The organism is Chondromyces crocatus (genome assembly GCF_001189295.1).
GTDB lineage: Bacteria > Myxococcota_A > Polyangia > Polyangiales > Polyangiaceae > Chondromyces > Chondromyces crocatus.
The window spans coordinates 15,197-38,459 of sequence record NZ_CP012159.1; the positions used below are offsets into that span (position 1 = coordinate 15,197).

The window sequence follows — 23,263 nt, forward strand, 5'->3', positions numbered from 1 at the left end:
CTCTGTGGCTGCATCATGAGTGACCTGTCGAAGCATGACCTGTCGGTCCGCGCGCGTAAGATTCTCCTCGCTGCGGTGACCGAGTTCATCTCGACGGGCATGCCCGTGGGGAGCAGGACGCTGGCGCGCCGCTACGGGCTGGATCTCTCGGCAGCGTCGATCAGGAACGTCCTCGCCGATCTCGAGGAGGCGGGCTACCTGCAGCAACCCCACACCTCGGCAGGCCGCGTCCCCACCGACAGCGCGCTCCGGATGTTCATCGACACGCTGCTCGAGGTGCGCGCGGTGCAGCCGCAGCAGCAGGCCGAACTCGGGGCGCGCTTCCAGGAGATCTACAGCCACGCCAGCGACCCCCTCCGCGAGACCGGGCGTTACCTCTCCGAACTCTCCGGCGCCGCCGCCGTGATCGCCGCACCGAGCACCGCCGTGCGCGCGCTCTCCACGCTGCGCTTCATCGCCACGCGCCCGAACCAGCTCCTCGCCGTCCTCGTCTTCGCGGACGGGACCGTGGAGAACCGCTTCATCGTCATCGACGCACCGGTGAGCGAGGAGGAGCTGTCGCGCATGCACAACCTCCTCGCCGACGTCATCGGAGGGCGCACGCTCGGCGAGGTCCGCGACATCTTCGCCCGTCGCCTCGCCGACGAACGCCACGAGCTGGATACCCTGCGGCGACGGGCCTTCGAGCTGGGTCAGCTCGCGACCGCGGACATGGTCCGGCGCGGCGAGGTCGTCATCGAGGGACAGAACCGCCTCCTCGATCTGCCGGAGTACGCGGACGTGGAACGCTTGAAGATGCTCATGAAGGCGCTGGAGGAGCGCGAAGAGATCCTCGACCTGCTGGATCGCACCCTTGCCGCGGGCAGCGGCGCCATCGCCGTCTTCGTCGGAAGCGAGGCCGGGATGGCCGGAGGACAGCTCAGCGTGGTCGCGGCTCCTTACACGGAGAACGGTCGCATCGCGGGCACGGTCGGCGTGATCGGGCCGACGCGCATGGACTACGCGCGGGTGATGCCCCTCGTCGACGCGACCGCTGCCGCCGTGAGCGAAGCCCGAGCGCGGCTGCCGCGCTGAACGCCCGCAGCGGGATGCCTCGACGCCCCGGTCGGGTCAGCCCGTCCCCGTCCCTCCCGTCCCTGCCCTGCGCAGCCGCTCGAGGACCTTCACGAAGTCCGGGGGAGGCGGGATGTCGAAGCGCATCGCGCGCCCCGTCGACGGATGCACGAAGCCGAGCTCCGCGGCGTGCAGCATCGGGCGCGGTGCGAGGAGTTTCTCCCCGGGGTAGTCCCGCACGTAGACCTGCTCCCCCACGATCGGATTGCCGCGCTCGGCAAGGTGGATCCGGATCTGGTGTGTCCTTCCGGTCTCCAGCCGGCAGGCCACCAGCGTCGCGCCTCCGGGCAGCACCTCCAGGGCTTCGACGTGGGTCACCGCCACCTGCCCTTCGCGCATCCCTCGCGACGCCGACCCCCGCAGGCCGTCGCCTCGGTTCTCGACGAGGTACGACTTCACCGTGCCCGACCGCACCACGCCGTGCGCGATGGCCAGGTAGCGCCGGTGGGTGGTGTGCTGGCGGAGCTGCTGGCTCAGGTGCTGCTTCGCGGCCACCGTCCGCCCGAAGACCAGCAGCCCACTGGTACCTTTGTCCAGGCGGTGCACCACGCCGAGCGGCGCGCGGCCGCGGATGTGATCCCGATGGGACAGCACGTCGCGCACCAGCGCGTCCAGCGTCATCTCCTCGGAAGGTTCGTCGCCGAAGGGCACGGTGCTGATGCCGGCGGGCTTGTTCACCACCACCACCGCCGCGTCCACATGGACCAAGAGTTCCCCTTCGGCCTGCTTCCGGCGCGTCGTCTCGGGACGCGGCGCCCGCAGCCGGAGCGACAGCGTGGACCCCCGGCCGACGAGGCGTCGCGCGTCCGTGACCACCGCCTCGCCGACCCGGATCTTGCCGGACGCGACCAGCCGCCGCGCCTCTGCCCAGGTCACCCCGAGCAGCGAGCGCACGGCGCCGTCCAGCGGCTTGCCTCCGAGCTCCCTGGGCACGACCCACTCCCCATCCCGCAAGGGGGCCTCCGGATCCCGGGGCGCGCCGGGCAACTTTTCGGCGGCCTCGGTGGGTCCACCGAGCGGCTCAGGCACCGCCTCGGCCTCCTCGGCCTTCTCCCCGGCGGGGAAGGTCTCCTCGGCCTTCTCCCCGGCGGGGAAGGTCTCATCAGGGGTCACCTTGTGGGAGCGATCGGAAGGTCGTCGGCGCATGAATGAAGGGCTCGTGGGACGTCCGGACAGGGAGGGCGAAACACCGCGATGTTGACACATCGCGCGGCAGGGGCCGAAGATAGCGGCGCAGGCTGATTGTCAGGCCGCCTGAGATCAGGCCAACCGAGAGGAGCTCCCTTCGTGCCCAGCACCGTCCTCGCCGTCGACGACAGCGTGACCCTTCGCAAAGTGCTCGAAATCACCTTTGCGGGCCCCGAGTTTCGCGTCGTCACGGCGAACAGCCCCGACGCCGCGCTTCAGAAACTGAAGAGCGACAAGCCCGACGTGGTCATCGCCGACGTCTCCCTGGAGCCGAAGAACGGCTACGACCTCTGCAAGGCCATCAAGCAAGCCTCTCCAGGGACCCCGGTCCTGATTCTCTCGTCCAAGCAGAACCCGTTCGATCAAGGCAAAGCATCGGCGGCGCAGGCCGACGATCACATCGACAAGCCCTTCGACACGCAGATGATGATCGACAAGGTCAAGAAGCTGCTGGGCTCGAAGGGCGAGGCCAAGCCCGCTGCCGCCGCGCCTGCCGAGGCGCCGGCCCGGGCTCCGGCAGCCGCTCCGGCGGCCGCCGTGGCGCAAGCGCGTAGCCCGGCCGCCGCTCCGGCGGCTTCTCCGGGTGCGGGTGCGACGCCCGGGAGCCCCCTGGCCCGCGCGAAGACCCTCATCTACACGGCAGGCGCAGGAACGCCGGCGCCTGCGGCCCAGCCTGCACAGGCTCCTGCAGCAAGGACGGCTCCGGCAGCCGCAGCCGCTCAGGCCCCGGCGCGCCAGGCCGCTCCCGCAGCCGCCGCCGTGGCAGCACCGGTCGCCGCCGTCGCCGCCTCGCTCGCTGGAAATGGTCAGCTCACCTCGCGGCTCGAAGGGCTCGGCCTCACGCCTGCCCAGGTCGATGCCGTCGCTGCCATCTCGCGCGACGTGGTCGAGCGGGTCGTCTGGGAGGTCGTCCCCGTCCTCGCCGAGACGATCATCAAGGAAGAGATCGCGCGGCTCACCAAGTAGTCCTCGCCGCTGTCCGGCGGCCACGCCGACCCTTCGCTCTGCTCCCGTTCAGCCCCGTGGTCCCCAGCTCGCACGAGCCCTGGACGCGACCACGGGCCAGGACGTACACAACGCCCTGCCGGCTTGTCGTCGGCCACGCCGCGCTGTGGCAATCTCCCCCGCACCTCTCGAGGCGGCACCTGCCGCATCCCCTTCGAGGCGGCACCTGCCGCATCCCCCATGAGCACTGATCTCGCAAAAGCCTACGAGCCCAAGGACGTCGAAACCCGCTGGTACGCCTACTGGACGGAGAACGACGTCTTCGCCGCCAGCGACGCCCCGGACGACGATCGCCCGGTCTACGTCCTGCCCATGCCGCCGCCGAACGTCACCGGCTCGCTGCACATGGGGCACGCCCTCTTCTGCACCATCGAGGACATCCTCACGCGCTACCACCGGATGACGGGGCACAACACGCTCTGGCAACCGGGAACGGATCACGCCGGCATCGCCACCCAGACCGTCGTCGAGCGCTTGCTCAAACGAGAGGGCACGGACCGGCACGCGCTCGGTCGCGAAAAATTCATCGAACGCGTGTGGCAGTGGCGGACCGAGGCAGGGGATCGGATCCTCCAGCAGCAGCGCGTCCTCGGCGTGAGCGCCGACTGGAAACGGTCGAAGTTCACGATGGATCCGGATCTGTCGCGCGCCGTGCGCGAGGCGTTCGTGCGCTTGCACCGTGAAGGCCTCATCTACCGCGACACGAAGCTCATTCACTGGGACTGCGAGGCGCGGACGGTGCTCTCGAACCTCGAGGTCGAGAACGAGCCGGCGAACGGGGAACTGTTCGAGTTCGCGTATCCACTCGAGGACGGCTCTGGCGAGATCGTCGTCGCCACGACACGCCCCGAGACGATGCTCGGTGACACCGGCGTCGCGATCCACCCCGACGACGAGCGCTACAAGGCGCTGCACGGCAAGCGCGTGCGGCACCCCTTCGTCGACCGGCTGATCCCGATCGTCACCGACGCCGAGCTGGTCGACCCGAAGTTCGGCACGGGCGCAGTGAAGGTGACGCCCGCGCACGACTTCAACGACTTCGCGACGGGCAAGCGACACGACCTGGAGATCATCTCCATCCTGAACCACGACGGAACGATCAACGAGATCGGTGGACAGTTCGCCGGGATGGACCGCTTCGTCGCCCGCAAGGCGGTGAAGAAGGCGCTCGAAGAGAAGGGGCTCGCCCGTGGCGCGAAGCCGCACCAGCTCATGCTGCCGCGCAGCGAGCGCAACGGCTCCATCGTCGAGCCGATGATCTCCACGCAGTGGTTCGTGAAGACGGCCCCCCTCGCCGAGCCCGCGCTCGCCGCCGTCCGCGAGGGCAAGACCAAGATCATCCCTGAGGAGTGGTCGAAGACGTACGAGCACTGGATGTCGAACATCCTCGACTGGTGCATCTCGCGGCAGCTCTGGTGGGGTCACCGCATCCCCGCGTTCTACTGCGGCGCCTGCGAGCACATCACCGTCACCACGGACGAGTCGCCCGCGGCGTGCGAGGGGTGTGGGTCCAAGGAGATCCGCCAGGACGACGACGTGCTCGACACCTGGTTCTCGTCGGGCCTGTGGCCCTTCTCGACGCTCGGCTGGCCGAACGACACGCTCGCGCTCAAGAGGTTCTATCCGGCCAGCGATCTGGAGACCGGCTACGACATCCTGTTCTTCTGGGTCGCGCGGATGATGATGATGGGGATCCACTTCATGGGGGAGCCCCCCTTCAAGCGGATCCTGCTCCATGGGCTCGTCGTCGACGAGACGGGCGACAAGATGGGCAAGCTGAAGGGGAACGTCATCGATCCCCTCGACCTGATCCACGGCGCGTCCTTCGATCAGGTCGTGGAGAAGGCGCTGCCCGGCGCGCCGATCCAGGACTCGCTCAAGAAGTTCAAGAAGGCGTACCCCTCTGCCTCGCAGATGGGAGAGGGCTTCGCGGCCTACGGTGCGGACGCGCTCCGGTTCACGCTCGCCACCTACTCGCCCCAGGCGAAGCGCATCCCGCTCTCGCCGAAGAAGATCGAGGGCTACCGGAACTTCTGCAACAAGATCTGGAACGCGACGCGGTACGCGCTGCCGTACCTGGAGGGCGCCAAGGTCGGCACGACGGCGCCCAAGGCCACGCTGCTCGCGAACCGCTGGATCCTCTCGCGCCTCGCCGCGGTCACGGCGGCGACGCGCACGGGCATCGACGAGTTCCGCCTGGATGATGCGAGCCTCGGGCTCTACCACTTCTTCTGGGGCGAGCTGTGCGACTGGTTCCTCGAGTTCACGAAGCCGGTGTTCGCCGACAAGGCGAGCGAGGCCGCAGCGGAGACGCGGGACGTGCTCGCGTACACGCTGGAAGCGACGCTGCGCTTGCTGCACCCGTTCGTTCCATTCATCACCGAGGAGCTGTGGCACCGGCTGCCGCGCCCGGAGTCGCCCCCGATCGCGCTGGCGCTCGCGCGCTTCCCCGACGAGACGGTGGCGCCGCGCGATCTCGCGGCCGAGCGAGAGGTCAGCGTGCTGCAAGCGGTGATCGGCGCGGCGCGCAGCGTGCGCAGCGAGCACGGGATCCACCCCGGCGCCGAGGTGCGCGTCACGCTGCGGACCGACGACGCCGAGCTGCGCGCCTTGCTGACGGCAGGGCTCACCGACATCCGCACCCTCGTGAAGACCGCCGGGGATCCGGCGATCACCGCGCGTGAGGCGGAGCGTCCGCGGGGCGCCGTGATGAGCGTGGCCGCCGGCGTGCAGGTGCTCGTCGATCTGCGCGGGCACGTCGAGGGCAGCAAGGAAGCCGCCCGCGTCGAGCGCGAGATCAAGAAGACCGAGAAGGACATCGCCGCGCTCGAGAAGAAGCTCTCGCTCCCCTCCTTCGCCGACAAGGCGCCCCCGGAGGTGGTGGCCGAGTCCCGCACGCAGCTCGCCGAGCTGCGCGACAAGCGCGCGCACCTCGAAGAGGCCAAGGGGATCGCTGCCGAGCTGGACTGAGCAGGAACCCTCCCGCCGACCATGAGCGACCCGCAGCCCCGAGGCGAGCCGGACGACGAGCGCGCAGCATCTGGCAGCACCGCCCCTGATGAGCCTCGTCTCGTTCCGCTGGGCAACCCGCTCCGGCCCCGTGGGCTGGTCGCGACGGCGGTGGGGACCCTGCTCGCGTTCTGCATCATGGCGCTCGCCCCTCAGTTCCGCTTCGGGGTCCCCCTCGGCGCCCTGGGGATCGCCATCGCCACGCTTGGCGTCCTCGATCTGCTGGGGACCTTCGACGACGCCGACACGGTCCGCCTCGCGGCACGCCGCTCGCTGCGTTCTCTGCTCGGGCCGCTCGCGCTGCTCGCCATCACGACCACCGAGCTGCTCCTCCTGCTCGGCTTCGCCGTGGATGGTCGCCTCGCGCCAGGGCTCGGCCAGGGCCTGCTCCGCTCGAGCACGCTCTGGATCCCCCTCGCCTTCCTGGCCACGGTCGTCGCCGCCTACCACGTCGGTGATCGCCTCGGCGTCTACCGCCGTGACGAGCGCGGGGAGCGACGTCCCCTGTGGCGACGCCATGGCTTCTGGCTGGTCACTGCCGTCACCGCGCTCTACCTGCCCATGCTGGGCAGCCACTCCCTGTCGGATCCCTGGGAGACGCACTACGGCGAGGTGGCGCGTGAGATGCTGTCGCGCAACGACTGGATCTCGCCGTGGTGGGCGCAGGAGGGGTGGTTCTGGTCGAAGCCCGTGCTCGGGTTCTGGCTCCAGGCGCTCGCCATGGCCACGCTCGGGGTCCGCTACCAGGCAGGGGCGCTGCTGTCCGCCGCCGAGGAAGGCCGGGAGCCCTGGCCCGAATGGGCGGTGCGGTTCCCGATCTTCCTGCTCACGCTGATCGCGACCTACCTGCTCTACAAGGCCGTCGCTCGGATCTGGGGGCGGCGCGCCGGCCTGCTCGGTGGGCTCGTGCTCACGACCATGCCGCAGTGGTTTCTGGTCTCGCACCAGACCATGGCCGACATGCCGTTCGTCGCTTCCATGTCGGCGACGATGGCGCTGTTCCTGCTCGGCATCCACGCGGACGAGGCCGAAGAGGTCCGGCTCTACCAGATCGACCTCGGCCCACTGCGCCTGCGCCTCTCGGCGTACCATCTGGTGCTCGGCGCGATCATCGCGTGCGCGCTGCCACAGATCCTGTACCTCCTGTCGCGCAACTTCGAGATCCGGCTCCACCCCTTCGATCTCAAGCTCCACGCCGATCTGTTCAGCTCGGGCTCACCAGGGAACTGCGGCCTGCCGGGCAACGATGCGTGCCGGCCGACGGCCCCCTTGATGAAGGGGCTCCAGCCAGCGCTGCAGGCGCTGCTCTGGCTCCAGGCGCTGGGCATCGTCCTCTACGTGAGCTGGGGGGAGCGCCGTGTGCAGCGCCTCCTCTTTCTCTCGGCGTGGTTCTTCGCGGCCCTCGCCACGATGGCCAAGGGACCGGCAGGGTTCGGGCTCCCGGCCCTCTGCGCGCTCGCCTACGTGATCGTCTCCGGCCGCTACCGCGCGCTCCTCAAGATGGAGATTCCGGCCGGTCTGCTCATCCTGATCAGCATGGCGCTGCCCTGGCTCGTGGCGATGTACGCGCGGCACGGACACCCGTTCACCGATCGGCTGCTGGGCCACGACATGTACAAGCGCGCGTTCGCCCACGTTCACGACACGAACGAGGGAGACGACGTGAGCTTCCGCTTCTACCTGTGGCAGCTCGGCTACGCGATGTTCCCCTGGACGGGACTCGTGCCGGTCGCGCTCACGCGCTGGCTGCGCTTGCGAGAGCGCTCGACCAGCGCCCCCAGCCAGGAAGGGGGGGACGATGAGGAGGCCACGCGGAGCGACGCATCGATCTTCCTGGCGATGTGGTTCTTCTTCGCCTTCGCGCTCTTCTCGCTGATGCTCACCAAGTTTCACCACTACATCCTGCCGGCGCTCCCTCCGGCGGCGATGTTGACGGGCGTGCTGCTCGACGACGCGCTCCGCCTTGCGCAGCGCGGTCAAGGGCGCGATCGCAGGGCGGACATGGAACGGCTCCTCCTCGGCGCAGCCGCAGTAGGGGGCGCGATCCTCGTCCTGTTCGTCGGCCGAGATCTCGCCATGGCCCGCGAGGGGCAGCCCAGTCAGGTGCGGCTGCTCCATCTGTTCACGTACAACTACAAGCGCGCTTGGCCGGCGACGCTCGACTTCTCGACGGCGCTCTGGGCTTTCACGGTCGCGGCGGCAGCGCTCACACTGCTCTTTGCGATCGCCCGCTGGCGCCGCCACGTGGTCATCGCGCTGACGGGTCTCGCGGCGCTCTTCACGGCGTGGGGCATCGACGTCTACTTCGTCCGTACATCTCCCCACTGGGGGCAGCGCGAGACGATCCTCGCTTACGTTCGAGCGAACAAAGAAATCCCTGGCCCGATCATCGCGTACCAGATGAACTGGAAGGGAGAGAACTTCTACCGAGGAAACAGCATCCCGGCGTTCGTTTCGAGCGGCAAACGGTTTCAGGAGTACATCAACGAGCAGAAGCGAAAGGGCGTGAAGACCTTCTACTTCGCGACCGAGCATGGTCGCGTCAGCTCACTGTCGAACGAACTCGGCAATCCGCGTGTCCTCGACAGGCTCACGACGCCCGAACTGAACAACAAATTCCTGCTCGTTCGCGCTCGCTTCGAGTGAGTGGCGAGCGCGACCCAGTGCGCTGTCGTCGGCGCTGATGTGCGCGCAGTGTGTCCGCGTTGCGCGCGCTCGCATGATGCAAAACATGCAATCATGTCAGTGGCGCCATGCAGGATTGGTTATTTGCTCCAAATCAGGCCGACAACGAAACATCAGATTCATGGAGCGACGCGACGCAGCTCCATGCCCTCGTCGAAGCGCAGCGCTTACGAACGCCCGATGCGATCGCCATCCGTAACCGTGGGCGTTCCATCTCGTATGCGGAGCTGTCTCGTCGCAGCAATCAGCTCGCGTGGTATCTGCGTGCCCGGGGCGTCGGGCTCGAGACCAGGGTGGGGCTCTGCTGCAATCGTGGCGTCGACCTCATCGTCGCGCTCCTCGGCATTCTGAAATCAGGCGGTGCTTACGTCCCGCTCGATCCATCCTATCCTCGCCCGTGGACCGAGCGTGTCCTGGCGGATGCGCATGCCGCGGTGATCCTCACCGAGAGTGCCCTCGAGGGGAGGCTCCCGACGAGCAATGCCATCGTGCTGCGGGTCGACGCAGACGCGGCAGCGATCGAGGCACAGCCAGACACACCGCTGCCCCCGTTGGCTTCGGATCACGCGCTCGCTTACGTGCTCTACACGTCGGGCTCCACGGGCGCCCCCAAGGGCGTCGCCATCGAGCACGGCACGGCGGTGCGGCTCATCCGGTGGGCGGCGACGGTGTTCTCGGACGAAGACCTCGCAGGGGTGCTGTTCGCCACCTCGGTGTGCTTCGATCTCTCGGTCTTCGAGGTGTTCGCGCCGCTCTCCCGTGGAGGCACGTTGATCGTGGCGCCCGACGCGCTGCACTTGCCAGTGCTCCCGGAGACCTCGCTGGTGACCCTGGTGAACACGGTGCCGACGGCGATGACCGAACTCACCCGCCGTGGCGGTGTCCCCTCCTCGGTGCGGGTCGTGTGCCTCGCGGGCGAGCCTCTCCAGGGCCGGCTGGCCCGCGACGTCTATGCGATCCCCACCGTGCAGCGGGTGCTGAACCTCTACGGACCCACCGAGTTCACCACCTATGCCACGAGCCTCGAGGTCCCTCGTGACGTCACGGGCGCGGTCTCCATCGGGGCGCCACTTCCCCATGCGCACGCGCGGATCCTCGATGCACGGCTCACGCCGGTGCCGGCCGGCGAGGAAGGCGATCTGTACCTCGGCGGAGACGGACATGCGCGCGCTTACCTCGATCAGCCAGGCCTCAGCGCGGAGCGGTTCGTTCCGGATCCGCATGCGACGACCCCTGGCGCCAGGCTGTACCGGACGGGGGATCGGGCCAGGCAGCGAGACGATGGCACCCTGGATTTCCTCGGCCGCTCCGACGATCAGGTGAAGGTCCGCGGCTTCCGGATCGAGCCTGGAGAGGTCGAGGCCATCCTCGCCGATCACCCGGGCGTCGTGCAGGCGGCCATCATTGCCCGAGGAGAGGTGGGCGCGGAGCGACACCTCTTCGCCTACGTGGTGCCGCGGCCGAGCCTCACGCGCGATGCACGCGGCATCCAGGAGCTGCGGCAGTTCCTCCAGCAGCGCCTTCCCCGCTTCATGCTCCCGACACAGTTCATCTGGATGGATGGGCTGCCGCAGACGCCCAGCGGAAAGACAGACCGGCGCAGCCTCCCCGAACCGAACCGACTCGCCCCCCGCTCGCTCCGGGCGCTCCTTCCTCCCCGGGACGACGACGAGGAGCAGATCCTCGACGTCTTTCGAGAGGCGCTCGCCATCGAGCTGGGCGTCACCGACGACTTCTTCGCGCTGGGCGGTGACTCGCTCTGCGGGATGCAGGTCATCGCGCGCGCCCGCGGCATCTTCGGGGTCGACCTCCCGTCCGGCGTGCTGTTCGAGGCACCGACCGTCGAGGCACTCGTGGCGCGGGCTCGTGCAGCGCGATCCCGTACGGCCGCTCCTCTCTCCCCCATCGCGCCCCAGGACACACAGAAGCTCGCCCCGCTGTCCTTCGCGCAGCACCGGCTGTGGCTCCATCACCAGCGCCACCCGGAAAGCACCGCCTATCACCTACCAGCGCTGTTGCGCTTGCGTGGTCCCCTCGATCGGCGCGTGCTCGAGCGCGCGCTCACGGCGCTCGTCGACCGGCATGCGTCGCTGCGCACCCGGTACGTCACGGAGGAGGGAGAGCCATGCCAGCAGCCCGATCCGCCACGGCTCGCGGCGCACACGCAGTCCTTCGGGCTCGACGATCTGTCGCAGGTCGGCACCGGAGAGCGTGAAGCACGCCTCGCCGCGCTCGTCGCCGAAGAGAACGCACGCCCCTTCGATCTGGAGCAAGGTCCCGTGCTGCGCGCGCGCCTCGTCCGTCTGGACGAGGAGGAGCACGCCCTGCTCCTGATCGTGCATCACATCGCCGCCGATGGCTGGTCTCTCGGTGTCCTCACCCGGGAGTTCTGCGCGCTGTACGAGGCGGTACGGCATGCGCCTCCGGCGATGGGAAGCGTCTCCGAGGGACGGCTCGACCTCCTCCCCCCCCTGCTCGTGCAGTATTCCGACTTCGCGCGCTGGCAGCGGCAGTGCTTGAACGCCGCAACGATCGAGGAGCTGCTCGCCTCGGCGCGCCGCGCGCTCGACGAGGCCCCGCGCAAGCTCAGGCTCCCCACGGACCGACCCCATGGGGCGGCCTCGGAGGGGCCGAGTGGTCGTGTGCCGCTCCACCTGGAGCGGTCCACGGTCACGTCGCTCGTCGCCCTGGGACGCGAGGAAGGGGCGACGTTGTTCATGACACTCCTCGCGGGGCTCTCCGCAGTGCTCCATCCGTGGACGGGTCAGGACGACTTCCTCCTGGGCGTCCCCTTCGCCGGGCGCTCCCACCATGCTCTCGAAGGCCTGATCGGGTTCTTCGCCAACACCCTCGTCGTGCGCGCGCAAACGGGTGGGGATCCGACGTTCCGCGCGCTGGTGGCGCGGGCGCGCAGCTGGGCGCTCGGTGCCTATGCGCGGGAAGATCTTCCCTTCGAGCAGCTCGCAGGCGCCCTGGACTCCGAGCGCTCCCCGGGGCGACATCCCCTGGTCCAGGCGCTCCTCGCGCTCCAGGTCGCGCCCACGAGCTGCGCTCTCTCGGGTGGGCTCACGGTGTCACTCGAAGAGCTGGACCCGGGCGCACTCTTCATCGATCTGGCCGTGGAGCTCTGGCCCGACCAAGGGGGACTCACCGGCGCCGTCCGTTACCGGCGTGATCTCTTCGACGAGGACCGCATCGCTCACCTCGCCGAGCGGCTGGTCGCGCTGCTGGAGCACGCGAGCCGTGCTCCGGATGCCTCGCTCTCCACGCTCGCGCCCTGGGCCGAGGACGCATGGCGGGCGCTCGATGCGCAACGCGCCGAGCTCGACCTCATCGCCACTTCCTTGCTGACGGATCCGATGGTGGAGGATTGCGCGGTCCGTGTGCGCGCGGAGGGTCAGCGCGTCGCTCACGTGGTCGCCCCGAGAGAGCCCTCGTCGGCGCGGCTCGGCGCTCGGCTCGCACAGCGCATTCCTGCTCGTCTCCTCCCGGTGACGTGCTCGCTGGTGACCAGCTTACCCCGCACGAGCGCTGGCCGACTCGACGAGGAAGCACTGGAACGGCTCCCTGTGCTCGACGAGGAGCTGGCCCAGCGCTGGGAAGCGCACCTGCGATCGCTTCCTGGTGTCGACAACGCCGTCGTCCTCGTCCGCAACGTCCCCCCCCCCTTCCCCCTGCTCCACCTGAGCGACGTGCTGCCCGGCTGGACCCGGAGCGGCACCGCGCCCACCACCTCGACGCTGGTCGAGGCCGAGACCGCGGCCCCCATCACACCCTCCACGCCAGCGACGCCGCCCGCCTTCGTCGACGGCGGGCCGCTCCTGCTGAGGGGCGACGAGCCCGCAACGCTCGTGGAGGCCGTGCTCCGCATCGCGGGCCATCCCGATCGAGGCATCGTGATGGTCGATCGCCGTGGCGAGACGCACCAGAGCTACGCCCAGCTGCTCGAACGCGCCCGCAAGCTCCTCGCCGGCCTGCAGGGAGCCGGGCTCCGACCCGGCGACAAGGTGATCTTCCAGATCGACGGCATGGAAGAGCAGTTCGTTGCGTTCTGGGCCTGCCTCCTCGGGGGGATCGCGCCGGTCATCGTCACGGTCCCAGCGTCCTACGAGACCCGCAGCGCCGTCCTCGGCAAGCTGCGCGACGGGTGGCTGCGCCTCGGGCGGCCTCTTCTCCTCGCCAGCGACAGGCTCGCCGAGAGCCTGTCCTCGATGCGCGAGGCACTGGGCATGGACGGCCTCCGGATCACCGCGCTCGGCTCGCTGTGGGGGAGCGCGTCTTCCGCCCGCATCCACGTGGGGCGCCCGGACGACATTGCCTTCCTCCAGCTCAGCTCCGGGAGCACCGGGGCCTGCAAGGCCATCCCGGAGACCCACCGCGCCGTCCTGCGCCACGCCCAGGGAGCGCGTCAGTTCCACGGCTACCGCACCGACGATGTCTTCCTGAACTGGCTCCCTCTCGATCACGTCGGCGCGCTGCTGATGTTTCACTCGGCCGCCATCTGCGTCGGTTGCAGCCAGGTGCAGGTCCACCCCGACGTCATCGCCGCCGACCCCTCGACGTGGCTCGATCTCATGGACGCTCACCGGGCGACGCGCACCTGGTCTCCGAACTTCGGCTACAAACTGGTCGTGGAGGCGCTCCGGGACCGCCCGAGAGGTGCGTGGGATCTCTCGTGCGTGCGGAGCTTCTTCAACGGGGGTGAGCAAGCCACGCTGCCGGTGATCCGGGACTTCCTGCAGCTCCTCGCCCCCTTCGGCGTCACGCCTTCCGCGATGTGTCCCGTCTTCGGCATGGCCGAGACGGCGACGGGCGTGGCGTTCTGCGACGGGTTCGATCTGGAGCGCTGCGTGCACCACGTCGCGCCGCCTGCGCGCTACGGCGCGCTCGTCGACCGACCGGCTGGAACGCCGGGGACGACGGCCTTCGTCGAGCTGGGTGCGCCGCTGCCGGGCGCCCAGCTCCGGATCGTCGATGGCGAGGGCCGCGTCCTGCCCGAAGGCTTCGTCGGTCGGCTCCAGATCCGAGGCGAGGTGGTCCTGACTGGCTACCTGAACGATCCCCGCGCGACCGCGGAGGCCCTCGTGGAAGACGGGTGGCTCGACACCGGGGACCTCGGCTTTCTGCGCCACGGGCGGCTCACGCTCACCGGCCGCGAGAAGGACATGATCATCGTCCGTGGCGCGAACGTCTTCTGCCACGAGGTCGAGGATCTCGTCGGCGCGGTGCAGGGCGTCGAACCCGGGTATGTCGCGGCGTGCGGCGTCGACGAGCCCGAGCAAGGGACGGAGGGGCTCGCGGTGTTCTTCGTCCCGCGCGACCCCAGCGCCGGCAGCGCGACGCCGATCGCGCAGGCCGTCCGCGCCGAGGTCACGTCACGGCTCGGGGTGAGCCCCACCTGCGTGATCCCCATCGCGCCCCACGAGCTGCCGAGGACGACGAGCGGGAAGATCCAGCGCGCCCAGCTCAAGCGCGCGCTGGCTGCTGGTCACTTCGACGCCATCTTGCGAGAGATGGAGCTGGAACTCGGAGGGGCCGCCACCATCCCGGCCTGGTTCCACCGCCGCACCTTCGTTCGCGAGGAGCCATGCCTCCTCGCGCCGGAGCGCCGCGGCGCCTGCCTCGTCTTCCTCGACGCGCACGGCCTGGGGGACGCGCTCGTCACGGCGCTCTCTCCCTCGGGGAGGCGGCTGATCCGCGTCGAGCCGGGGGACGCATTCGCTCGCCTCGGCGAGGACCACTACCGCATCGCCCCGCATCGCTCGGAGGATTACCAGCGGCTCCGCGACGTGCTTTTCCGAGGAACCGTCGACGTGCTCGACGAGATCGTCCACCTCTGGACGTACGGCCCCGCCGCGCCGTGGCCGCCGTCGCCTGCGGTCGTGGCCCGGGAGAGCGCCCTCGGCGTCACCAGCGTGCTCCTCCTGGCGCAGGCACTCCTCGCCCGGCCATCTCTCGACGATCCGCTGCGCCTGCTCGTGGTGTCGAGCCACGCGCAACCCGTGACCGACGACGATGCCGTCGCCTGCGAGCGCGCCCCGCTCCTCGGGCTCCTGGCGACGCTGCCCGAAGAGTACCCCGGGGTCATCGGGCAGCACCTCGACCTGCCTGCTGGCGCGCCCAGAGACCAGGCTGCGCTCTTGCTCAGGGAGATGCGGGTCGCGGCGCACGACCAGGAGGTCGCCTACCGCGGAGGGCAGCGGCTCGTTCCGCGGCTCACACGCATCGACTTCACTGCTGCGCATGCCGCCCCCGTCGCGCCGCCCTTCGTGCGCGATGGGTTCTATCTCGTCGCCGGTGGTCTCGGCGGCATCGGACACGCCCTCTGCGAGGAGCTGCTCACGCGCCACCGAGCGACGCTCCTCGTCCTCGGCAGGACATCGCCGCTCGAACCTGGCTCACCGCGTGGCGAGACCTACCAGGCCCTCGCCGCACGCGCCGAACGCACCGGCGGCTCGCTCGACTACGCCGCGGTCGACGTGGCCGACGCGGAGGCCGTCGAGGCGCTCGTCGCGCGAGAGGAGGCACGCATCGGGCGCAAGCTCGATGGCATCCTGCACCTCACCGGCACGTTCGAGGAGCGCGCGCTGGGCGACGAGACCCCCGCTCTCCTCGCGGCCACGATGCGCCCCAAGGTCGCCGGGGGGCTCACGCTCGCAGGGCTTCTGCGGGAGCGGCCTGCGGCGCTGTTCGTCACGTTCTCCTCGGTGAACGGCCAGTTCGGAGGTGCGTCAGCGGGCGCCTACGCGGCCGCCAGCCGTTTCCAGGACCACCTGGTCCACGCGCTGCGCCACGCCGGCCACCACCACAGCTACTGCCTGTCCTGGAGCCGCTGGGACGACACCGGCATGAGCCGCGGCTATGCCTGGAGAGACCTCGCCGAAGCGCGAGGCTACCGCGCGCTCCCTCCGCCGCTCGCGCTCCTTTCCCTGCGCATCGCCTTGCACCAGGAGGAGCCGCGCCTGCTGCTCGGCCTCGACGAGCGCAACCGCCAGATCGCAAGCCGACTCGCCTCCCCCTCCCGGCCCGTCGACGAACTCACGGCCTACGTGGTCCTCGCTCCTGGCGTCGACCTCCCGGATGCGCGCGGCCTCTCGGTGCTCGATCGCGCCGGCGCTCCGAGCCACTGCACCCTGCGCCAGGTCGAGCACATCTTCCGAGACGCGAGCGGTCACCCCGACGAGGCCACCTTGCGCTCCGACGATCACACCCCGCAGCGCGCGTCCGGGCCGGCGGGAGAGGCGCCGCGCGGCGCCGTCGAGCGACGCATCGCCGAGATCTGGCGCGAGCACCTGCGCGTCGACGCCATCTCGGCCCACGACAACTTCTTCGATCTCGGCGGGCACTCCCTGCTCCTCTCCGCGGTCCGCGTTCGCCTGGAGGCCGCCTTCGAGCGCCAGGTCCCGCTCACGGAGATGTTCAGGCACCCCACGGTACGCGCCCTGGCCACCTACCTGGCCCCCGAGAACGACAGAGCCAGCGACGAGGGGGTTCAGGACGACACGATCGACGCTCGCGCAGCGAAGCAGCGGGCACTTCAGAACCGGCGACGTCAACAAGCGCGGCTCCGCGCTGCAGCGCCCCCTCGGGAGGATGAGAAACCATGAGCGAACAGGGAGACGACACCACAGCGAGCGACGCCGGGAGTGCCATCGCGATCATCGGAATGTCCGGCCAGTTCCCCGGAGCCGAGAGCGTGGAGCAGCTCTGGCGCAACGTCCGCGAGGGCATCGAGTCCATCGTCCAGCTCGAAGACGCCGAGCTGCTCGCCGCCGGCGTGGATCCTTCCGACCCGCGCCATGTGCGAGCGCACGGACGACTCGACGGCGCCGAGCGCTTCGACGCCGCGTTCTTCGGCGTGAGCCCACGAGAAGCAGAGCTTCTGGATCCTCAGCACCGCCTGCTCCTCGAGCACGCCTGGGCCGCGCTCGAAGATGCCGGCTACGATCCGGACCGCGTCCGTGGGGCGATCGGGCTGTATGCCGGCTCGGGCTCCGATGGCTACCTGCGCCACCACGTGACCCCGAGCGGGCGCCTCGGGGTCGGGCTCGACGAACTCGCGGCCTTGCTCGCCAACGAGCGTGACCACCTCGCCACCCGGGTGGCCTACAAGCTCGACCTGCGCGGGCCGGCGCTCACGATCCAGACCGCGTGCTCCACCTCGCTGGTCGCGGTCCAGCTCGCGTGTCAGGCCCTGCTCGCCTACCAGTGCGATCTCGCGCTCGCCGGCGGCGTGTCCATCACCTTCCCGTACAACGCCGGCTACCTCCATCAGCAGGGTGGGATCCTCTCGCCGGACGGCAAGTGCCGCGTCTTCGATGCCCGTGGACAGGGCACGGTGAACGGTGACGGGGTCGGGCTCGTGGTGCTGAAGCGCCTCGACGAAGCCATCGCCGACGGCGACACGATCCGGGCGGTGATCCTGGGCGCGGCGATCAACAACGACGGTGCGCACAAGGTCGGCTTCACCGCGCCCAGCGCCGACGGACAGGCCGAGGTCATCGCCATGGCGCACGCCATGGCCGGGATCGACGTGTCGACCATCGGCTACGTCGAGGCCCACGGCACGGGCACCCCCATGGGTGATCCCATCGAGGTCGACGCCCTGAACCGCGCGTTCCGGCGAGGGACACAGCGGCAGGGGTTCTGCGCGCTGGGCTCGATCAAGGCCAACATCGGCCACCTCGCCGCCGCCGCGGGGGTCGCCAGCCTGATCAAGGCCACCTTCGCGCTGCAGCACGGAGAGATCCCGCCGAGCCTGCATTTCGAGCGCCCGAACCCCGAGCTACCGCTCAAAGGCAGCCCCTTCTTCGTGACCGCGGTGCGGACGCCCTGGCCGGTGGAGAGCAGACCACGCCGCGCGGGCGTCAGCTCCTTCGGGTTCGGCGGGACCAACGCGCACGTCGTGCTGGAGGAGCCGCCCACCTCGCCCTCGGACGCGCCGTCGCCGCGGCCCGCAGCGCTCCTCCTCCTCTCCGCGCGCAGCGAGGAGGCCCTCGACGCGGCGTCGCAGCGCCTCGCGACGCACCTCGCGCATCCCCCCCACGCCCGGCAGCCCGCCCTCGCCGACGTCGCCTTCACCTTGCATGCCGGCCGGCATGCGTTTGCCCACCGGCGCGCCCTCGTCGCCCGGGACACCGAGGCCGCGATCGCTGCCCTCCGCGCGGGGGACACCCTCACCGGCGAAGCGCGGGCCGACCGGCGCGTCGCTTTCCTGTTCCCTGGCCAGGGCGCGCAGCGGGTCGGGATGGGACGTGCCCTCTACCAGGTCGAGCCGACGTTCCGCGCCACCGTCGACGCGTGCAGCGATCGCCTGCGCGCGCACCTTGGCCTCGATCTGCGCGCGCTCTTCGACCCAGCGCACGCCACGACCGACTCCCTCCCGACCGACGCGGCACTCCAGCGCACCGCCCTCGCCCAGCCGGCGCTGTTCACCCTCGAACTCGCGCTCGCACACCTCTGGATGTCGTGGGGCGTGGAGCCCGAGGCGATGCTCGGCCACAGCGTCGGCGAGTACGTCGCGGCGCACCTCGCCGGCGTCTTCCCCCTCGACGACGCCCTTGCGCTCGTCGCCGCCCGGGGCCGCGTGATCGACGCCCTCCCTGCCGGGGCGATGCTCGCCGTCGGCCTCGACGAACCCACCCTCGCCCCGCTCGTCCAGGCGCCCCTCGCCATCGCCGCGGTCAACGCCCCCTCGGCCTGCGTCGTCTCCGGCCCGGAAGAGGCCATCGCTTCGCTGGAGCGGCGCCTCTCCGACCGGGGCCTGAGCACGCGCCGCCTCGCCGTCTCCCATGCGTTCCACTCCGCGATGATGGATCCCGCCGTCGAGGGCTTCGCCGACGAGGTGCGCAAGCGCCGACGCCATCCCCCTCGGCTCCGCTTCGTCTCCAGCGTCACCGGCACCTGGATCACCCCGGCTCAGGCCCAGGACCCGGCCTACTGGGCGCGCCACCTGCGCGACACCGTCCGCTTCTCCCGGGGGGTCATGACGCTCCTCGAAGATCCCGACCGGATCCTGCTCGAGGTGGGCCCCGGACGCACGCTCACCGCGCTGGTCACCCAGCACCGCGCATCCACACCCGATCTCCTCGCCGTGGAGAGCCTGCCACGGACGGGGCGTGAGGACAGCGCCGACGTCGAGGAGATGCTGGAGGCGCTCGGAAAGCTCTGGATCGCAGGCGTCTCCGTGGACACCGGCGGGGTCTACGAGCACGAGCGGCGCAGGCGCGTCCCTCTGCCCACCTACCCCTTCGAACGACACCGCGCCTGGATCGACGCACCACGCGCCACGAACCGTCACGCTGCAGCGGGGCCCACGGCGCCTCACGCGGCCACCGATCCCCACCACCCCGTCACGGCGCCAGCTCACCCAGCCGCACGATCGGCGGCCTTACCGCGCATGGCGCGCACGGTGCGTGTCGAGCCCGGCTGGGTCGACGCGCCCCCTCCCGCCCCCGTCCCCCTCTCGTCGCTGCGCGAAACCGTCTGGTGGTTGCTCGGTGACGACGGCACGACGGCGGCGCTCGGCGGCGAGCTGCGCGCGCACGGGGCCGAGGTGATCGCGGTCGAGCGCCCCGAGTCCCTCCTCGCCCACGCGCAGGCCACGATGCGGCGACACCCCTCGACGCCACACCGCCTCGGTCTCGTCAGCTGGGAAGCCTTCCCTGGTGCTCCCGGCGTGCCGGCCTCTCCGGATGCGGCCCTCCTCGCGGGCCTGAGCGCGACCCTGCCACGAGAGTTGCCTGACGCCGTCGTCCTCCACGTCGATCTCGCCACGGACATGGGACACGATCTTCCCCTCGTCACGCGCCTCGCCGCCGAACTCGCGGCAGCACGAGAGGAGCCACGCGTCGCGCTCCGCGGCCCGAGGCGCCTCGTCCCACGCGCCCCCCGCGCGACGCCCCCGCTCTCCGAAATACATCGGCCTCCCACCAGCGCGCCGCGCTCCACCGACGGCGCGTTCCTGGTCCTCGACGACGACGACGGCTCGGGCGCGCTCCTGGCCCGCTGGCTCGCCGGCGCGGCCGAGACGGCCGGGACGAAGGTCGCGCTGCTCACCCCACCGCCACGCCCCACACCGCGAGACGCCACCTCGGCCCTCGCGCTCGCCGAAGCGCGGCTCCGGGACACCCTCACGCTGCATCTCCCCGAGGATCAGCCCGGCCTCATCCCCGCGATGCACGCGCTCTGCACCGCCTACATCACCCGCTACTTCCTGCGTGGCGGCGTCCCCTTGCGCACCGGCGAGGCGATCTCACGCGCCGAGCTCCGGCAGCGCCTCGACGTACAGCCCCGCTTCCACCGGCTGCTCGACGCCATGCTCGACGCGCTCCGCGAGGACGGTCTCGTCCGCTTCGAAGGAGACGTCATCGTCCCCTGCCGCGACGGGAGCGAACTCCCCGATCCCGAGCTGCTCCAGCGCAGCTTCGACGAAGCGCACCCCGGCTTCCGGGGCACCGCTCGCCTGCTCTCCCACTGCGCCCAGCGCTACCCCGACGCCCTCTCGGGCCGGGTCGAGGCCATCAGCGTGCTCTACCCCGATGGCGACAGCGCGTTCCTGGATGGCTGCGAGCGCGACACCGTCGAGCACCGGAGCGAGCGCCTCTACACCCTCCTCCTTCGCGAGGCCGTCGTCCGCTTGATCGCCGCGCGGGATCCGCACGCGGGCCCGGTGCGCCTGCTGGAGGTCGGCGCGGGACGAGGCCTGCTCACCTGGCCGCTCGCCGCCGCGCTCGCGGATCTCGACGTGGAGATCCACGTGACGGATCTCGGCCGCACCTTCGTCGAGGACGCGCGCCGAGAGGCGGCGCGACGAGGCCTCGACCGACGGATGCGCTTCGGCGTGCTCGACATCTCCGGGGAGCCAGCAGCGCAGGGCTACGCCACGCACACCTTCGACCTCGTGGTCGCCCTCAACGTCGTGCATGCCGCGCGCGACGTCCACGTGGCCCTCCGGCACCTCGCGCGCCTCCTCCACCCGGCAGGCATGCTGGCCATGGTCGAGGTGGTCCGCGCCGCACGCTGGGACACGCTCACCTGGGGCCTCGCGGAGGGATGGTGGCTTTACGACGACGACCTCCGCCGCGGCTCGCCCATGCTCTCCCTCGACACCTGGGAGACCGCGCTGCACCGCGCCGGGCTCACCGCCACGCTCGCGCTCCCCGCGGGCGGCGGTCGTCAGCGCAGTGATCACGGCCTGCTGCTCGCCCGCGCCACGTCCCCCGCCCTGCCCACGGTGGAGGCCCCTGGGGCGTTGCGCCGCAGCGAGGCCCAGCGCGCGGGCGTGGTCCAGCTCGACGCCGACCTCTCGGTCTCCGGCGCCCTCGCCAGCGCCTGGCGCGCCGCCGAGGCGCGGGTCGGACCCATCCGCCGGGTGATCGATGCGTCCGGACCGCCACCCCGCACCCGGCCCACCTCCCTCCTCGTCGAAGAACTCGCTGACGTCTCTGCCCGCATCCAGACGGAGCGCGGGGCCCTCACCGCGCTCCAGGAGGAGGTCTCTCGCCACGCCGTCGACGTGTGCGTGCTGCTCTCCGCACCGCCCGACACAGGCCGCTTCGGCCATGCCGCCGCCGCAGCCCGTCAGGGTCTGTGCGACGCCATCGCTGCAGACCGCGCCCACCAGGTCCCCCTCCCCTCGCTCGCGTCACCGCACGTCATGGCGTTCCAGGCGCCCGGCGCGGGCCAGCCGTCCGGGCACCCGACCCGCTGGATCAGCCTCGCCTGGGATCCTGCCGTCGAGCAGGAAACCCATGGCCTCGCCTTGCTGCGTGACGCCATCACCGCAGGCACGCCCCTCCAGATCGCCACACGCCACATCGCGCCTCTCGACGCGCCCACCGATCCGCCTCTCGACGCACCCTTCGGCAGCTCGACCGCACAGAACCCCGCGCGGCCTCCTCCGGACGTCGCGTCGTCACCTCCCGAGCGCCGGGACGTCACCCCAAAGCACCGCCGCTCCCCACGCGCCGCGCCCTACGTCGCTCCCCGCGACGCAACAGAGCAGGCCATCGCGGCGATCTGCCGGGATCTCCTCGGCGTCGAGCGCATCGGGGTGCACGACGACTTCATCGATCTCGGCGCCGACTCCCTCATCATGCTCCGCCTCTCGGATCGCATGCGCCGCGATCTCGGCTGGAAGGTTCCGCCAGAGGCCGTCTTCAAGGGCTCGACCATCGAGCGGCTCGCGCGCGCCATCGAGCAAGTCCCCGCCGCGCCCGCGTCACCTCTCGTCCCCCTCCAGCCCCTCGGGACGAAGCGGCCGATCTACTTCGCCCACCCCACTTCCGGCGTGGTCTTCCCCTACATCGAACTCGCCCGGCGCCTCGGCGACGATCAGCCCGTCTATGGCCTGCAAGCCATCGGCCTCGATGGCGAAGGGCTGCCCGACACCACCATCGAGGCCATGGCCCGCCACTACGTCGAGGCGATCCGCACCCGCCAGCCGCGCGGCCCTTACCGGGTCGGCGGCTACTCGTTCGGGTGCCTCGTCGCCTACGAGATGGCGCAGCAGCTCCGCGACGTCGGAGAGACGGTCGACCTGCTCGTGCTCATCGACGAACCCGCGCCGATCCAGGAGCATCGGTCCTGGTCGCTCACCCTCACGAAGTTCGCGGCGAACGGCCTGTCGCGCGCCCTCTGGCCGCACCTCCACGACTACGCCTACCTGCGCGTGGCCTCCACCGTGGACGACGCTGCTGCCGCCGAGAAGCCCAGCGCGCTCGGTGGCGCGCTCCGCTCGTTCATCGCGCGGTCGGCCCTCGCCAGCATCCTCCCGGCGGACTCCCAGCTCCTCACGCTGCGCCAGCCAGCGGTCGAGCCGATGTTCCGGCTGTTCATGCTCCACCTCCGCGCTTCGCTCGACTACCGCCCGCGCGCGTATCCCGGTCGGGTGATCCTGTTCAGCACCAACAAAGCCAGCCGGCAGCCTGGCCAGGATCCGGAGCAAGGCTGGGGCTTGCTCGCCGCAGGCGGCGTCGAAGTCCACGCCATCCCTGGACACCACCTCACCACGCTGCGCAGCCCTCACGTCGAGATCCTCGCCGGAAAGCTGCGGGCCTACCTCGACAGCACGCAGTCGGACAGCACACAGACCTCCATGCCCGCTGCCCGATGAACCTCATCGTCGCGCCCCCGAAGCGGCGCCGCGCTCTTCGCACCGTGCGGGCTCGACGCGCTCTTCGCTGCGTCTGGAAGTGCGGCACGATGCCCCGGGTCGGTGTCGTCGCTCACGATGCAGGAAGGTTCTGCACGGCGCGCCCGC

At 70.6% G+C, this 23,263-nt stretch carries 7 protein-coding genes; 6 read left to right on the forward strand and 1 reads right to left on the reverse strand.

From position 1 onward, the window contains the following. Positions 1-15 precede the first annotated feature (15 nt). Positions 16-1,074 carry a heat-inducible transcriptional repressor HrcA gene (gene hrcA, locus CMC5_RS00050; protein WP_050428494.1) on the forward strand — a complete coding sequence of 353 codons (1,059 nt, stop codon included), beginning with the start codon at positions 16-18 and terminating at the stop codon, positions 1,072-1,074. Between the two features lie 36 nt (positions 1,075-1,110). On the opposite strand, the gene CMC5_RS00055 is transcribed toward hrcA, so the two are convergent. Next, the gene (locus tag CMC5_RS00055) at positions 1,111-2,259 is read right to left on the reverse strand and encodes an RluA family pseudouridine synthase (RefSeq protein WP_050428495.1); all 1,149 of its coding nucleotides are present in this window, start codon (positions 2,257-2,259) and stop codon (positions 1,111-1,113) included. A gap of 141 nt (positions 2,260-2,400) precedes the next feature. On the opposite strand from CMC5_RS00055, the gene CMC5_RS00060 reads away from it, so the two are divergent. The 5 genes from CMC5_RS00060 (at position 2,401) to CMC5_RS00080 (ending at position 23,116) form a co-directional block, all read left to right on the forward strand. Continuing rightward, positions 2,401-3,267, forward strand: a complete 867-nt coding sequence (locus CMC5_RS00060; RefSeq protein WP_050428496.1) for a response regulator — start codon at positions 2,401-2,403, stop codon at positions 3,265-3,267. A 219-nt stretch (positions 3,268-3,486) separates the two neighbouring features. Then, a complete protein-coding gene (locus tag CMC5_RS00065) occupies positions 3,487-6,276 on the forward strand; it encodes a valine--tRNA ligase (RefSeq protein WP_050428497.1) in 2,790 nt (929 codons plus the stop codon). Between the two features lie 21 nt (positions 6,277-6,297). Further along, the gene (locus tag CMC5_RS00070) at positions 6,298-8,961 is read left to right on the forward strand and encodes an ArnT family glycosyltransferase (protein ID WP_082362112.1); all 2,664 of its coding nucleotides are present in this window, start codon (positions 6,298-6,300) and stop codon (positions 8,959-8,961) included. A 107-nt stretch (positions 8,962-9,068) separates the two neighbouring features. After that, the gene (locus CMC5_RS00075) at positions 9,069-16,607 is read left to right on the forward strand and encodes a non-ribosomal peptide synthetase (RefSeq protein WP_050428498.1); all 7,539 of its coding nucleotides are present in this window, start codon (positions 9,069-9,071) and stop codon (positions 16,605-16,607) included. Continuing rightward, positions 16,604-23,116, forward strand: coding sequence for a type I polyketide synthase (locus CMC5_RS00080; protein WP_050428499.1), 6,513 nt, complete (start codon positions 16,604-16,606; stop codon positions 23,114-23,116). Before CMC5_RS00075 ends, CMC5_RS00080 begins: the two co-directional genes overlap by 4 nt. Positions 23,117-23,263 lie beyond the last annotated feature (147 nt).

What these genes read in the sequence shown, in the direction of transcription:
- CMC5_RS00070 (WP_082362112.1), top strand. Translation starts at nt 6,298, where the DNA reads ATGAGCGACCCGCAGCCCCGAGGCGAGCCGGACGACGAGCGCGCAGCA.
- CMC5_RS00075 (WP_050428498.1), top strand. Translation starts at nt 9,069, where the DNA reads ATGCAGGATTGGTTATTTGCTCCAAATCAGGCCGACAACGAAACATCA.
- CMC5_RS00065 (WP_050428497.1), top strand. Translation starts at nt 3,487, where the DNA reads ATGAGCACTGATCTCGCAAAAGCCTACGAGCCCAAGGACGTCGAAACC.
- CMC5_RS00080 (WP_050428499.1), top strand. Translation starts at nt 16,604, where the DNA reads ATGAGCGAACAGGGAGACGACACCACAGCGAGCGACGCCGGGAGTGCC.
- CMC5_RS00055 (WP_050428495.1), bottom strand. Translation starts at nt 2,259, where the DNA reads ATGCGCCGACGACCTTCCGATCGCTCCCACAAGGTGACCCCTGATGAG.
- hrcA (WP_050428494.1), top strand. Translation starts at nt 16, where the DNA reads ATGAGTGACCTGTCGAAGCATGACCTGTCGGTCCGCGCGCGTAAGATT.